Below are 14,298 nucleotides of genomic sequence, written 5' to 3' on the forward strand. Positions count from 1 at the left end.
ATCACTCGTCGCGCGTGCAGCCTGCAAGATCCACGGGGAGTTCGCGGTGGTTGGGCAGGTAGCGCGTGGTCCAGTGATGGTGGGTCACGACGAACGGCCCGAAGTACGTCACGTTCCAGACCGGGCACGTCCAGGATTGATGGGACGCGTGCTGCGAAGGGGTGTCTTCGGCTACCGGCATTCCGTGGGTGTCGACCGGAACCCTGCGCGTCTCCTGGGCGATGTAGTGTCTCCACACGAGCGCGCCCGCATGGTCCAGGTGCTGGCGGCGCGTGGCCCAACGCTTGATGGGCAGGTACTCGACGCTTTCGAGCACCCAGTAGTCGTAGACCTGGTCAGCGTCCGGGGTGGCGAATCGCTGCTGGAAGTACAGGGGCCAGCACACCAGGGGCAACAGAAAGCCGACCCAGGCGGCTAGCCAGGGTCGGCGTCCCAGTCTGGCAAATGCCGCGAAACAGGCGGCGGGCGCGAAGAGCAGCGTGCCTGCCCACATGCCGACGTGCGCCCCGTGGAGGAAGTCCGCATACGGGTCGGCGGCCAGCGCCATTGCGCTGGCCGCCGTGATTGCCAGGCCCAGGTAGGCGGCCAGTCGGCCTGCCCATGCGCCCGGTCGGGAGGCGGGTCTTGCGGTGGCTTGATTCATTCAGGATCTCGGGGATCCTGAGAGAGGGACGTTCGCGTGCGCAGGATCGGAAACGCAGGAAAACCAGGTAATGGTGTCCCAGCGGTGGGTCCGATGGCATCGAAAAGTTTCGAATTCCGCCCTACGCGTGCAGCGCCCGCCCAAATGCCGACAGCACCGATTCGTGCAGCGTTTCCGACAGCGTCGGATGCGCGAACACAGTGTGCATCAGGTCTTCCTCGGTAGCCTCCAGCGACGCCGCGACCCCGTAGCCCGTGATGAGTTCGGACGCTTCGGGATGGATGATGTGCGCGCCCAGCAGTTCGCCCGATGTCGCGTCGAACACCGTCTTGACCAGCCCCTGGTCCTCGCCCATGGCGATGGCCTTGCCGTTGCCGGCGAAGGTGAACCTGCCCACGCGGATCTCGCCGCCCGTCTGCTTTGCGTGTTCGCGGGCGCGGGCTTCGGTCATGCCGATGCTGGCCACCTGCGGATAGGAATACGTGCAGGCCGGGATGCGCAGCGGGTCGATGGGATGCGCGGGCAGGCCGGCGATGGCGTCCACGCACAGCACGGCCTCGTGGCTGGCCTTGTGGGCAAGCCAGGGCGCGCCGGCCACGTCGCCGATCGCATAGACGCCCGCCTCGCCCGTGCGGCACAGCCCATCGGTGACGATGTGCGATTTCTCGACCTTGACGCGGGTCTGCTCCAGCCCCAGGTTCTCGACGTTGCCGACGATGCCGGCGGCGACGATGACGCGGTCGAACTCCAGGTCCGACGGTTTGCCGTCATGCTGCAGCGTCACCTTGACGCCCGTGGCGGTGTGCGAAGACGCCGTGACCGCACAGCGGGTCAGCACGCGGATGCCCTGTTTTTCGAAGGCCTTGCGCGCGAGCTGCGAGATTTCCGCGTCTTCCTGCGGCAGGATGTCGGCCGTCATGTCGATCAGCGTGACGTCGGCGCCGACCGCGCGGTAGAAGCTGGCGAACTCCGCGCCGATGGCGCCCGCGCCCACCACCAGCAGCGACGCCGGGATCTCGGCGGGCACCAGCGCCTGGCGGTAGGCCCAGATGCGCTCGCCCACGGGCAGCGCCGGCAGCTCGCGGGCGCGCGCCCCGGTGGCCAGGATGATGTGGCGGGCCGACAGCGTGGCGCCGTTATCCAGCGCCAGTTTGCCGGACCCGGCAAGCCTGGCGCTGGCGGCGAACACGGTCACCCCGTTCTTCTTCATCAGGTGCGCCACGCCCTGGCCCAGCCGGCCGGCGACCTTGCGCGACCGGGCGACCATGGCGGCCAGATCGGGACGTGCCTCGCCCGCGCCCGCCACGCCATAGTGCGCGGCCTCGCGGCAGGCGCGCAGCACCGTGGCGCTGTGCAGCAGGGCCTTGGTGGGAATGCAGCCCCAGTTCAGGCAGATGCCGCCCAGTTCGGCGCGTTCCACCAGCGCCACCGACATGCCAAGCTGCGCGGCGCGGATGGCGGCGACGTAGCCGCCGGGGCCGCCGCCCACCACGGCCAGATCAAAATTCGTCTTCGTCATGGCCTGGCTCACAACAGGATGCGCACGGGGCTTTCGATCAGCGCGCGGAAGGCGGCCAGCCAGCGCGCGCCGACGGCGCCGTCCACCACGCGGTGGTCGGCCGACAGCGTCACGGTCATCACGGTGGCGGCGGCGAGCTGCCCGTCCTCGTCCACCACGGGCCGGCGCTCGGCCGCGCCGACGGCCAGGATCGCGGCCTGCGGCGGGTTGATGATGGCGGCGAACTGGCTGATGCCGTACATGCCCAGGTTGCTGACCGTCAGCGAGCCGCCGGTGAATTCCTCGGGTTTGAGGCGATTGACCTTGGCGCGCCCGGCCAGCTCGGCGATTTCGCCCGAGATGGCGGATAGCGGCTTGACGTCCGCGTCGCGCACGATGGGCGTGACCAGGCCGCCGTCGGTCGCCACCGCCACCGAGATGTCGGCGCCAGCGTGGAACTCGATGTCGTCGTCGTGCCAGGAGGCGTTCACTTCCGGCACCTCGCGCAAGGCCAGCGCGGCGGCGCGCACGATGAAGTCGTTGACCGACAGCTTGATGGCGCCGCCGTGATTGGCTTGCGCGCGCAGGGCCAGGAGCGCGTCCATGCGGCAATCGACCGTCAGGTAGAAGTGCGGCACGTGCTGCTTGCTTTCGGTGAGGCGGCGGGCGATGGCGCGGCGCATGCCGGTATGGGGCACGCGGCGCGCGGCGGGGCGGGCGGCGGTCGACGAGGCCGGCAGGGCCGCGGCGGGTGCGCGGTCGCGCGCGGCTTCCACGTCGCGGCGCACGATGCGGCCGTGCGGGCCGGTGCCGGTGACGCCCAGCAGGTCCACGTGCCATTGGGCGGCAAGGCGGCGGGCCAGGGGGCTGGCAAAGAGGCGGCCGCCGGGGATCGGCGCGCTGGCGGCCTTGGCCGGCGCCGCCGCAGACGATGGGGCTCCCGCCGGTTGCTGCGCCACGGCCGGCGCGGGGGCGCGGTCAGGCGATCTCCCGCCGGCCGGTGCCGCGACAGCCGGCGCTGCGGAAGCCGGTGCCCCGGCAGCCGAAGCCGCGACAGCCGCGCCGCCTTGCTCGGCCAGCGCGCGGTCAATGGCCGCCGCGTCCTCGCCGTCCGCGACCAGCACGCCGATCACGGTATTGATGGGCACCGTCGCCGGTCCGGCCTGGACCACGATGCGGCCCAGCACGCCCGCCTGCTCGGCGTTGATCTCGACGATGGCTTTTTCGGTTTCGATTTCCGCCAGCGCATCGCCCACGGCGACGCGGTCGCCTTCCTGCTTGAGCCACTGGTGCAGGACGCCGCCCGAGGCGTCGGCGGCAACGGAGGGGAGCTTGATGAGATATGCCACGATGTTCTTCCTATTCAGCGGCGCCGGCCAGGTCGGGCCGGTAGGCGGCGGGGTCGTCGTATTCGACCAGTTCGAGCACATTGCCTTCGGGGTCGCGGAAGAAGGCGAGCCAGGTTCCCGGCCGCACTTCCATCGGCGCGGGGGCGCTGTCGAAGACGACGCCCTTCGCTTGCAGGGCGCGCACCACGCCGGGCAGGTCGCGCACGATGAAGGTCAGGTAGGCGGCGCCCTGGCGGTCCAGGATGGCCGCGCCGCGCACGGCGGGCTCCGGAGCGACGGCCGGTTGCAGCAGCTTGATGCGCTCGCCATACGGCGTCTGCAGGCGCGCCACGTCGTAGCCATGCTGCGTGAGGCCCGTGGCGCGGGCCTTGTCGGCCGGCACGGTCACGCGGTTCACGAGCGCGAGGCCCATGACGCCGGTGTAGAACGCAAGCTGCGCGTCCAGGTCCGCGCAGCAGATGCCGACCTCCATCGGCACGGTCATCGAGAGGGCGCTCATGCCTGTTCTCCCAGGTCCGCCAGCACGTCGGCCAGGCCCGCGACCACTTCATCGGTGTCGGCGAATGCCGCGCGTTCCAGCACCTTGGAAATGCTGGGCGAGGCTTCGCCGCCCGTGACGCGCTTGACCGGCTGGTCCAGCCAGTCGAAGTAGCGGCGCTGGATCTCGTCGGCCAGCATGGCGCCGTAGGAGGTGCCGCGCGCGCCTTGCTCCACGATCAGCACGTTGTTGGTCTTCTGGATGCTGGCGCCGATGGTGTCCCAGTCCAGGCTGGCGCGGTCCAACGTGCGCAGGTCGATGACCTCCGCGTCCACGCCGGCCTGCTCCGCGGCCGCGAGCGCGCGGCTGACCATGGACAGGTAGGTCAGGATGGTGACCTTGCCGCCTTCGCGGCGCACGCGGGCCTTCCCGAACGGAATGGCGTAGTCCAGGTCGCCGTCGGGCACCTCGCCCGACGAGGCGTACAGGTCCACGTGCTCGATGACCAGCACCGGGTCCTTGGAGGCCAGCGCCGTGTTCATCAGGCCGACGTACTCGTAGGGCGTGGAGGGCGCGACGATGCGCCAGCCGGGCGCGGTGGCGAAGATGCCGGCCGGGTCCATCGAATGCTGCGAGCCATAGCCCGTGCCCATCGCGACCTTGGTGCGCAGCACGAAGGGCACGTCGATGTCGCCGCCGAACATGTGGCGCGCCTTGCCGATCTGGTTGAAGATCTGGTCCGCCGCGACCCACATGAAGTCCGGGTACATGAATTCCACGACGGGCCGGTAGCGGCCGTCCATCGCCAGCCCGCCGCCCAGCCCGGCGAAGGCGTTCTCGGAAATCGGCGTGCCCAGCACGCGGTCGGGATACTTGTCTTTCAGGCCGCGCGTGGCGCCGTTGGTGCCGCCCTTCAGGCGGTGCACGTCCTCGCCCAGCACGACGACGCCCGGGTCCGTTTCCATGCGGCGGTCCAGCACGTCGGCGACCGCATCGACGAACTTGCGTTCGACCATTGCGCCGGTGTGGTCCGCGGCCTCCTGGTAGCGCAGGCCGTCCAGTTCCGCGCCGTCGCTGCGCAGGCCCACGTCGCGAAAGTCCGGGCTGGGCCACAGGTCGGCGCGCACGCGGCGCTTGCCGCCGTCCGCCGCTTCCGTCAGGCGGCCGGACACGTCTTTCATCACGTCCTTGCAACGCTGGCGCAGCGCGTCCACGTCGGCCTGCGTCACCAGTTTGCGGGCGATCATTTCCGAGGCGATGCGGTCCAGCGGGTCGCGCAGGCGCCACGCTGCCTCCTCGTCCTTGGTGCGATAGCCGAAGGCGCTGCCGGGGAAGGGGCCGTTCTGGTGAAAGAACCGGTAGACGTCCACTTCGACGATGGTCGGGCCCTTGCCGGCGCGCATGTGCGCCACGGCTTCGGACATGGCCAGGTGCACGGCCAGCGGGTCCATGCCGTCGACCTTCCAGGACGGGATATTGAAGGCCAGGCCGCGCGCCGACAGGCGCGGTTCGGCGGTGGATTCCTCCACGGTGGTCGACACGGCGTAGCGGTTGTTCTCGATGAAAAAGCACAGCGGCGTCTTCCACGCGGCGGTGAGGTTCATGGTTTCGAGCACGGAGCCGATGTTCACCGCGCCGTCGCCGAAGTAGGTCACGGCCACGCGGTCGGTGCCGGCGTGCTTGTGCGCCCAGGCCGCGCCGGCGGCCAGCGGCACGCCGCCGCCGACGATGGCGTTGGTGCCCAGCGCGCCCGCTTCCAGCCAGCGCAGGTGCATGCTGCCGCCGCGGCCGCGGCAGTAGCCGTCCGCCAGGCCCATGATCTCGGCCAGGGTCTTGTGCAGGACCTCGTCGATGGCGGGCGTGAGCGGGTTGCGCGGGTCCAGGCCCTGCGGCGCGACATGCTGCAGCGCCTTGGCCAAAAACTGATGATGGCCGCGGTGCGAGCCGTTGATCTGGTCGCCGGCGCCCAGGGCCAGCACCGAACCGACGGCGCCGCCTTCCTGGCCCACCGACGAGTGCGCGGGGCCGTGCACCAGGCCTTCGGCGGCCAGTTCCAGCACGGCTTCTTCAAAAGCGCGGATCCAGTGCAGCTGCGTCAGCATCGTGCCGAGCAGCGCGGGGTCCGCCTGCTGCCAGTCCGAGGCCTCGGCCGTCAGTTGCCGCCAGGTCGCCTGGGGCTCGAGCGGTTGGTAGGTGGCCATGAGTGAATCTCCAGAGTGTTTTTGTGCGTCGGTGCGGTTAGCGTCAGAGGTAGCTGTAGCGGCTCCAGCCGCCGTCGGCCACCAGGGTGTGTCCGGTGATGTAGGCGGCCTGGCGCGAGGCCAGGAAAACCGCCAGGTCGGCCATTTCGGCCGGCTGCGCCAGACGGCGCAGGGGGGTGCGTTGCTTCAGGCGTTCGGGGTCCAGCCGGCCGCGCGCGGCCAGGTCGCGCACCAGGTCGGTTTCGACGTACCCGGGCGCCAGCGCGTTGACGCGCACGCCCATCGGGCCCCATTCCACGGCCAGTGTTTCGGTCAGCAGCACCACCGCGCCCTTGGTGGCGCAGTAGGCGGCGCGGTCGGGGGCCGCCACCACGCCGTACATGGAGGCCAGGTTGATGATGCAGCCCGCGCCCGCGGGCACCATGCGCCGGCCCGCGGCCTGCGCGCACAGGAAGACGCCGGTCAGGTTGATGTCCACGGCGCGGCGCCATTCGTCCACGGTGACGTCCAGCGTGGGCTTGTTGGCCGAGATGCCGGCGTTGTTGACCAGCACGTCGATGCCGCCCCAGGCCTGTTCGACCTGGGCGAAGGCGCGCTCGACGGCGTCGGCATCGGTGACGGACGCCTGCACGGCCATGGCCTGCGCGCCGGTGCCCGCGCCGTTGCCCGCGCTGCCCGCTGCAAGAAGACGCGCGACAGCCGCGTCCAGCGCGTCCGCGTCCGTGTCCAGCAGCGCGACGCGCGCGCCCTGGCGGGCAAACGCCTGCGCGGTGCTGTAGCCGATGCCTTTCGCGCCGCCGGTGATGACGACCGCCCGGCCGCGCAGCTCGGCATGGATGACTTCAGTGGTGTTGTCCACGATGTGTGCCTGTAGGGGATGAATACGGGGATGAGTACGTGACGCGGCTCACACCGCCAGCCATTCCTGGACGACGTCCTGGCGCTCATGCAGTTGCGCGGGCGGTCCTTCGAACACGATGCGGCCGTGGCCCATCACGCTGACGCGCGTGGACACCTTCAGCGCGATCGTCAGCTTCTGTTCCACCAGCACCACCGACACGCCCTGCTTGTGGATATCCCGGATGACATCGGCGATCACCTCGACGATCTTGGGCGCCAGCCCTTCGGTGGGTTCGTCGATCAGGATGACCTTGGGGTTGCCCAGCAGCGACCGGCACATGGTCAGCATCTGCTGCTCGCCGCCCGACAGGTTGCCGGCGCGGGTGTCGCGGCGTTCCTTCAGGCGCGGGAAGTAGTCGAACATCTGCGCCACCGTCCAGTACGGGGCGTCGTCGCGCCGGGGCTGTTCGCCCATGCGCAGGTTCTCGTCCACCGTCAGGTTGGCGAAGACCTCGCGTTCCTCGGGCACGAAGGCCAGTCCGGCGCGCGCGATCTCGAAGGGGCGCTTGTTGGTGATGTCGCGGCCTTCGATGGCGATGCGGCCGCCGGTCACGTCCACCAGGCCCATGACGCTCTTCATGGTGGTGGAGCGGCCCGCGCCGTTGCGGCCCAGCAGGCTGACGACTTCGCCGCGTCCGATCGACAGGTCGATGCCGTGCAGGATGTGGCTCTTGCCGTAATGGGCATGCACGCCTTGCAGCGACAAGAGGGGGGATTGCGTCGTCATACCGTTTCCTCTCCCAGGTAGGCTTCGCGCACGCGGGCATCGCCGCGAATGGCGGCGGGCGTGCCGGTCGCCAGGATTTCGCCGTAGACCAGCACGCTGATGCGGTCCGCCAGCGAGAACACCACCTGCATGTCGTGCTCGACGATCAGCAGCGTGCAGTCGCGCGTCACGTCCTTGATCAGTTCGACCGTGTAGTCGACCTCGTGCTGCGACATGCCGGCCATGGGCTCGTCCAGCAGGATGACCTTGGGACGCGAGGCCAGCGTCATGCCGATTTCCAGGGACCGCTGCTCGGAGTAGTTCAGGTCGCCGGCGGCAGTGTGTTGCCTGGCCGTCAGCCGCACCTTTTCCAGCAGGCGGTCCACGTCCTCGTTCACGGCGCGGTTGCGCGCGATGGGCCGCCAGAAGTTGTAGACCAGGCCATGCATGCGCTGCACCGCCAGCCGCAGGTTCTCGCGCACGGACAGGCGCGGGAACACGTTGGTGATCTGGAACGAGCGCGCCAGCCCCAGCCGGTTGATGGCTTCGGGGGCCAGGCCGCCGATGGAACGAGAGCGCAGATTGATGTCGCCCGACGTCGGTGCGAACGAGCCGGACATCAGGTGGAACAGCGTGGATTTGCCCGCGCCGTTGGGACCGATGACGGCGTGGCGTTCGCCGGCTTCGATGGCCAGGTTCACGCCGCGGATGATCTGCGCGTCGCCAAAGGACTTGCGCACGTTGGTCAGGGTCAGGATCTCGTGGCTCATTGGGCGGGCTCCAGCAGGGGGGCGGCTTCGCCGGCGTCGCGCCACAGGGCCAGCGCCCAGCGGCAGGCCGCAAGGCCGGCGGCGAACAGGGCCAGCGGCACCAGCCAGGTCGATACGGCAAGCGGCTCCCAGTCGTGGCCGAACAGCGGGATGGCGGGCCAGCCGGCCTCGGGGTTCATGGCGAGCAGGGCGCGGTAATCGCGCGCGAACATGCGTTGCAGCAGCTCCACGGTGAAGACCGTGGCGCCGGTCAGCAGCAGGCCGCCGGCCACCGACACTGCGGCGCGCGGCAGCCAGTTGGCCAGCCCGCGCTCGCGCAGCGACTTGGCGGCGCGTTGCACCAGCCCGACCAGGCCGTCCGGCACGAACAGCATCACCAGCACGAACAGGATGCCCTGGTACAGCAGCCAGGACCGCGTGATGTCGGCCAGCGTCTGCGACAGGAAGGTGAGGATCGAGGCGCCCAGCACGGGTCCGAGGAACGCGTTGACGCCGCCGATGTAGGCGAACAGCACCGCATCCGTGGACAGCTTGACCTCGAACAGCACGTAGTTGCCCGCTTCGATGTTCAGCGCCTGCAGGCCGCCCGCGATCCCGGCGAACATGGCCGACAGCGCGAACACCATGGTCTTGAGCGCATGCGGCCGGTAGCCCAGGTAGCGCAGGCGGCTGGCATTTTCGCGCAGCCCCAGCGTCAGCCGGCCCAGCGGCGTGCGCGTCAGCCCATACAGCGCCGCCAGCGACACCAGCACCCAGGCCAGCACCAGGTAATACACCTCGATGTCGGACCCGAACGTGAAGCCCCAGGCCGGCATGCGCATGGCGGACACGCCGGCTTCGCCGCCGAACACGCTTTTCAGGTGCGGCGCAAGCGCGTGCAGCAGCTCGGCCAGCGCCAGCGTGATCATCGAAAAGTACACGCCCGACCGCATGGTGGCGAACCAGCCCGCGATCACGCCGAACAGCAGCCCGGCCACGCCGCCGACGAGCGGCATCAATGGCGTGGGCAGCAGGCCCGCGCCGCCCAGCGCATTCATCGCATGGATGGTGGCGAAGGTGCCGACGCCAAAATACGCGGCATGGCCGAAGGACAGCATGCCGCCCTGGCCGGCCAGCAGGTTGAAGGCGCAGGCGAACAGCGCGGCGATCAGCATCTGCACGGCCGCCACAAGCTGGCCGGCAGGCAGCAGCCACGGCAGCGCACACAGCGCGGCCACGCACAGAATCAACAGCAGCGCGCCCGTGGCGCGGCGCGTGGAAGTCGCGGTATGGCTCATGCCTGCTCTCCCTTCAGGCCCGACGGCTTGACCAGCAGCACCACCAGCATCAAGAGGAACGGCAGCGTCGCGGCCAGGCTGGATACCTTCACGGTCATCAGGCCGCCCACGCTTTCGGCCCATTCCCCGGCGCCGAACAGGCCGAACAGGGTGGCCAGGCTGGCGTCGATGCCGACCGAGAACGAGCTGATCAGGCCGATCAGGATCGACGCGATCATTGCGCCTTCCAGCGAGCCCAGGCCGCCCACCACGACCACCACGAACACCAGCACGCCCAGCTCCAGCGCCATGTTCGGGTTGGTGGTGTAGAACGCGCCCGCCACCGCGCCGGCCAATCCGGCCATCGCGGCGCCCACGCCGAACACGCTCATGAAGACGAGCGGCACGTTATGGCCCAGCGCCTCGGCCATGCGCGGCCGGTAGATGGCCGATCGCACCACGATGCCCACGCGGGTGCGCGACAGCAGCAGGTAGATCACGGCGAACATCGCCAGCGACACGCCGCCCATCAAGAGGCGATAGAACGGATAGTCCGCATCGAACACGCGGAACGCCGCGAAGTTCAGGAACTGCGGCACCCGGTAGTCGACGGGAAAGTCGCCGTAGAACAGCTTGATGAGTTCGGCGACGATGAACGCCAGGCCGAAGGTCACCAGCAGTTCCTGCGCGTGGCCGAACTTGTGCACGCGGCGCAGGAAGAAGCGTTCGACGCCCATGCCCAGCACCCCGGCGATGACCGTGGCCAGCACCAGCGCCGTCCAGAAGCCCGTGACGGGCGCGAGGGTGTAGGCGGCATACGCGCCGATCATGTAGAACGAGGCGTGCGCGAAGTTCAGCACACCCATCATCCCGAAAATCAGTGTCAGGCCTGCCGACACCATGAATAGCAGCAGGCCGTAGATCACGCCGTTCAACAGCGAGACGGTAAAGTATTCCATGTCCGCTCCAGGATTCTTGCGCGGGACGCCGGGCGTCCCGCGATCTATTGCGCACGTTGTTTTTGCCCGGCCCGCGCCGGGAGTGCGCTTGTCATGTGCCGGCGGCGGTCCGCGCGCGGGTCAGCGCAGGGATCGCCGCGCGGGCATCACTTCGGGCGTTGCATCTTGCAGGTGGCCTGCACCGGCGAGGACACGTCCGCCGCGGCCAGCACCTTGACGGGCGCAAAGCCCATGTCGGTGCCGTCGGCCTTGTACTTGGCATCCTTGCTGACCTTGGACACCACCATCGGCAACTGCACCTGGTGGTCTTCGGCGCGCATGGTGTAGTCGCCCAGCGCCGACTTGTAGGTGACCTTCTCCAGCGCGGCGGCCAGTGCCGGCACCGGCAGCTTGCCGTCCTGCGGCTTGACCTGCTTCAGGGCTTCGCCCAGGAAGCGCACGCCGATCACGGTCTGCGGTTCGGTGTAGCTGGGGTAGTGGCCGGTCTTGGACTTGTAGTCCTCGGCGAACGCCGCGCCTTCCTCGCCGGCCGCCTCGATGTTGTACGGGTGCGCGATGTAGTGGCCCAGCGCGACCTCGCCGGCGTTGGCCAGGTTGCCCACCTGGTCCAGGAATACCGTGGCAAAGCGCACCTTCAGGCCGCCCGCCTGCGTGGCCTTCATGAGCAGCAGCAGGTCGTTGGACCAGTTGCCGGTGATCACCGTGTCGGGCGTGGCCGAGCGGATGCGCGCGACGTAGGGCGCGAAGTCCTGGATCTTGTTGACCTCGTGCAGCGTCTTGCCCACGACCTCGTAGCCGTACTGCTTGGCAAAGCGCTCGGTCGCGCCTTCCATGTCCTGGCCCCAGGAGTAGTTCTGGTTGATGGCGTACACGCGCTTGCCCAGCGTGCCGTCGGCCGACATGACCGAGGCCAGCGACTTGACGCGCAGGTCGGCGTTGGTGGTGAAGCGGAAATGGTAGAAGTGACACTTCTGGCCGGTCAGCTCCAGCGCCTCGCCGCCCACGTTCAGGAACACGATCTCCTTGCCCGGGTTGCGCAGGTTGTGCTTGCGCACGTCTTCGGTGAGCTGGCCGGAAATCGCCGACGACGAGCCCTGCACCAGCACCTGCACGCCCTCGGCGGCCGCGGCGCGGAAGCGGTCCGAGGCGCCCACGGGGCCGCCCTGGTTGTCGAATTCCACCAGCTCCAGCGGCTGGCCATTCCAGCCGCCGGCCGCGTTGATGCGGTCCAGCTCGTATTTGACGGCGGCGCGGAACATCAGGCCGGTCGAGGCCTGCGGGCCCGACAGCGTTTCGATCAGGCCGATCTTGACGGGCGCGGCGTGGGCCGTTGCGGTAAGTCCTGCCAGGCACAGCAGGCCGGTGGTGAAAGCCAATTTCATGCGTGTCTCCTCCGTGGGACGGGAGTGTGTGATTACGTTGATCAGGCAGGCGCGCAGGCCGCCACGCCCGCATGCCGTTGGGGCGTGGGGGTGTAGCTGCGCGTGGATGCGGGAACGGCGGGGACCGCGGGCGGCCGATGCGCCGGGCCGGCGTGCCGGCCGGACAGGGCATGGGGCCGCCGGAGCGTCTGGAGAGGCGCCGTCGGGCGTGCCGATGGCGCGGATGCGGTCGTGCTGCCGGTGAAGTTCACCTGGTTGTCCCCTGCCTGTTTATGCGGCGTGACGCCGTGTTTTTCTGACGGACTTGCCGGGAAGCGCGGGTTGATTTACGCTTTCCGAACAAGTTGTCAGGCAACTTTATAAAGTTGTCCGATAAATCATAGGTCAAGCGTTTTTCTCGTGTCAAGCAACGGATTCAGGCGTTCAATCTGATAACCGGGGCGGTGCGCGAAAAGCCCGCGGACCGCGTTTAGCGCAGACTCAAAACAGCTTCAGGAGACAGGATGATTTCGTTCGAAGGGCAGGTTGCCGCCATCACCGGCGCGGGCAATGGCATCGGGCTGGCCACGGCGCGCCTCATGGCCGCGCATGGCGCGCGGCTGGTGTTGACCGACATCGACAATGCGCGGCTGCAGGACGTTGCGGCGGAACTCGATCCCAGCGGGCAGCGCGTCTACACGCACGCGCTGGACGTGTCGGTCTCGCATGATTGCGAACGGGTCTTCGAGGCGGCGGCCCGGCATTTCGGCGGGCTGGACCACCTGGTCCACTGCGCGGGCATCTATCCCGAACAGCTCGTGAAGGACACCAGCGACGAGGCCTGGCGCACGCTGATGCGCATCAACCTGGACGGCACGTTCTACGCGTGCCGCGCGGCGCAGCGCCACCTGCGCCACGACGGCTCGATCGTCCTGCTGACGTCGCTGGCCGCGCAGCGCGGCAGCTATGCGCACGCCGCCTACGCTGCCTCCAAGGGCGCGGTGCAGAGCTTTACCCGCAGCCTGGCGCTGGAACTGGCGCCGCAGATCCGCGTGAACGCGGTCGCGCCCGGCATCATCGCCACGTCCATGACGCACGACCTGATCGGGCAAAAGGGCGCCCAATTGCTGGAAAGCACGCCGCTGCGCCGCTTTGGCACCGCCGAAGAGATCGCCGGGACGATCGCCTTCCTGTGTTCGCCGCTGGCGGCGTTCGTGACGGGCGAGGTCATGCAGGTCAATGGCGGGATCTACATCGCGTAAAGTGCCAAGACGCGACGCCCCGGAAAAACCGGCAAATCTATAATTTTCCGGGACGCCGCCGCGCACGAGCCTGTCGGGACCACCACGCGAGACATTCCTATAACCACGGCCGCCGCGTCCGCGCGCCGCCCTCACGTTCCAACGATTCCACATGCAGCCCAGTCAAGAACCCGATCCGACGCGCGCCGCGCCCCGCAGCTCGCTGTCCGCGGCGGTGGCGGAGGCCCTGGCCGAGCAGATACGCCAAGGCGTGCTGGCCCCCGGCGACCGCCTGCCGACCGAAAAGCAACTGACCGAAATGCATTCGGTCAGCCGCGCGGTCGTGCGCGAAGCCCTGGCCCGCCTCAAATCCGAAGGGCTGATCACCTCGCAGCAGGGCAGCGGCGTGTTCGTCGACCCCAACTTCCAGAAAAACGCCTTTCGCATCGCCGCGCCCACGCCGGGCGACAACCAGGACCTGGAACACATCCTGGAGCTGATGCTGTCCATCGAGGTCACCGCCGCGCGCTATGCGGCGCAGCGGCGCACCGAGCCCGACTTGAAGAAGATGCGGCAGGCGCTGGTGGGCATGGAGTACGCGCTCATCAACGACAAGCTGGGCGACGAGGAAGACTACCAATTCCACCAGGCCATCGTGCAGGCCACGCACAACCCGCATCTGGTGGCGCTGAACGATTACCTGGAAGCCAACGTGCGCCGCGTCATCCGCAGCGCGCGCAACAACACGGCGCGGATGTATGCCGAGCGCATGGCCGCGGTGCAGAGCGAGCACCAGGCCATCTTCGCCGCCATCGAATCCGGCGATCCGGACGCGGCGGGCCGCGCGGCGGAACAACATCTGCGCAATGCGGCCGACCGGCTGCGGCTGTTCCAGGCCGAGCGGCCGGCGCCGGTCTGAGCAGGTCCGCCCGCGCC

At 68.9% G+C, this 14,298-nt stretch carries 13 protein-coding genes; 2 read left to right on the plus strand and 11 right to left on the minus strand.

The features are described 5' to 3' along the window. Position 1 precedes the first annotated feature (1 nt). The 11 genes from ACZ50Q_RS02700 to ACZ50Q_RS02750 form a co-directional block, all read right to left on the minus strand. Positions 2–643, minus strand: a complete 642-nt coding sequence (locus ACZ50Q_RS02700) for a hypothetical protein (RefSeq protein ID WP_464080459.1) — start codon at positions 641–643, stop codon at positions 2–4. A gap of 121 nt (positions 644–764) precedes the next feature. Next, positions 765–2,162: a dihydrolipoyl dehydrogenase gene (lpdA, locus tag ACZ50Q_RS02705; protein ID WP_464080460.1), complete on the minus strand. Its 1,398-nt coding sequence runs from the start codon at positions 2,160–2,162 to the stop codon at positions 765–767. Between the two features lie 8 nt (positions 2,163–2,170). Next, positions 2,171–3,490, minus strand: coding sequence for a pyruvate dehydrogenase complex dihydrolipoamide acetyltransferase (locus ACZ50Q_RS02710; RefSeq protein WP_464080461.1), 1,320 nt, complete (start codon positions 3,488–3,490; stop codon positions 2,171–2,173). A 10-nt stretch (positions 3,491–3,500) separates the two neighbouring features. After that, the gene (locus ACZ50Q_RS02715) at positions 3,501–3,989 is read right to left on the minus strand and encodes a VOC family protein (RefSeq protein ID WP_464080462.1); all 489 of its coding nucleotides are present in this window, start codon (positions 3,987–3,989) and stop codon (positions 3,501–3,503) included. Continuing rightward, positions 3,986–6,169, minus strand: a complete 2,184-nt coding sequence (locus ACZ50Q_RS02720) for an alpha-ketoacid dehydrogenase subunit alpha/beta (RefSeq protein ID WP_464080463.1) — start codon at positions 6,167–6,169, stop codon at positions 3,986–3,988. The genes ACZ50Q_RS02715 and ACZ50Q_RS02720 overlap by 4 nt, the downstream gene beginning before the upstream one ends. Positions 6,170–6,212: 43 nt before the next feature. Then, positions 6,213–7,028, minus strand: coding sequence for an SDR family NAD(P)-dependent oxidoreductase (locus ACZ50Q_RS02725; RefSeq protein WP_092581477.1), 816 nt, complete (start codon positions 7,026–7,028; stop codon positions 6,213–6,215). A 48-nt stretch (positions 7,029–7,076) separates the two neighbouring features. Continuing rightward, complete coding sequence (locus ACZ50Q_RS02730; protein ID WP_076517323.1) at positions 7,077–7,796, minus strand: ABC transporter ATP-binding protein; 720 nt, start codon at positions 7,794–7,796, stop codon at positions 7,077–7,079. Further along, positions 7,793–8,545, minus strand: coding sequence for an ABC transporter ATP-binding protein (locus tag ACZ50Q_RS02735; protein ID WP_464080464.1), 753 nt, complete (start codon positions 8,543–8,545; stop codon positions 7,793–7,795). The genes ACZ50Q_RS02730 and ACZ50Q_RS02735 overlap by 4 nt, the downstream gene beginning before the upstream one ends. Next, on the minus strand, positions 8,542–9,822 hold the full coding sequence (locus tag ACZ50Q_RS02740) for a branched-chain amino acid ABC transporter permease (RefSeq protein WP_464080465.1): 1,281 nt from the start codon (positions 9,820–9,822) through the stop codon (positions 8,542–8,544). The genes ACZ50Q_RS02735 and ACZ50Q_RS02740 overlap by 4 nt, the downstream gene beginning before the upstream one ends. Further along, the gene (locus tag ACZ50Q_RS02745) at positions 9,819–10,760 is read right to left on the minus strand and encodes a branched-chain amino acid ABC transporter permease (protein ID WP_464080466.1); all 942 of its coding nucleotides are present in this window, start codon (positions 10,758–10,760) and stop codon (positions 9,819–9,821) included. Before ACZ50Q_RS02745 ends, ACZ50Q_RS02740 begins: the two co-directional genes overlap by 4 nt. 146 nt (positions 10,761–10,906) lie before the next feature. Continuing rightward, positions 10,907–12,142, minus strand: a complete 1,236-nt coding sequence (locus ACZ50Q_RS02750) for a branched-chain amino acid ABC transporter substrate-binding protein (RefSeq protein ID WP_092581481.1) — start codon at positions 12,140–12,142, stop codon at positions 10,907–10,909. 503 nt (positions 12,143–12,645) lie between these two features. Here ACZ50Q_RS02750 and ACZ50Q_RS02755 point away from each other — a divergent pair. Further along, on the plus strand, positions 12,646–13,383 hold the full coding sequence (locus ACZ50Q_RS02755; RefSeq protein WP_076517310.1) for an SDR family NAD(P)-dependent oxidoreductase: 738 nt from the start codon (positions 12,646–12,648) through the stop codon (positions 13,381–13,383). A gap of 151 nt (positions 13,384–13,534) precedes the next feature. Next, positions 13,535–14,281 carry a FadR/GntR family transcriptional regulator gene (locus ACZ50Q_RS02760; RefSeq protein WP_076517307.1) on the plus strand — a complete coding sequence of 249 codons (747 nt, stop codon included), beginning with the start codon at positions 13,535–13,537 and terminating at the stop codon, positions 14,279–14,281. Positions 14,282–14,298 lie beyond the last annotated feature (17 nt).

This window comes from Achromobacter sp. T5-5, assembly GCF_055397965.1.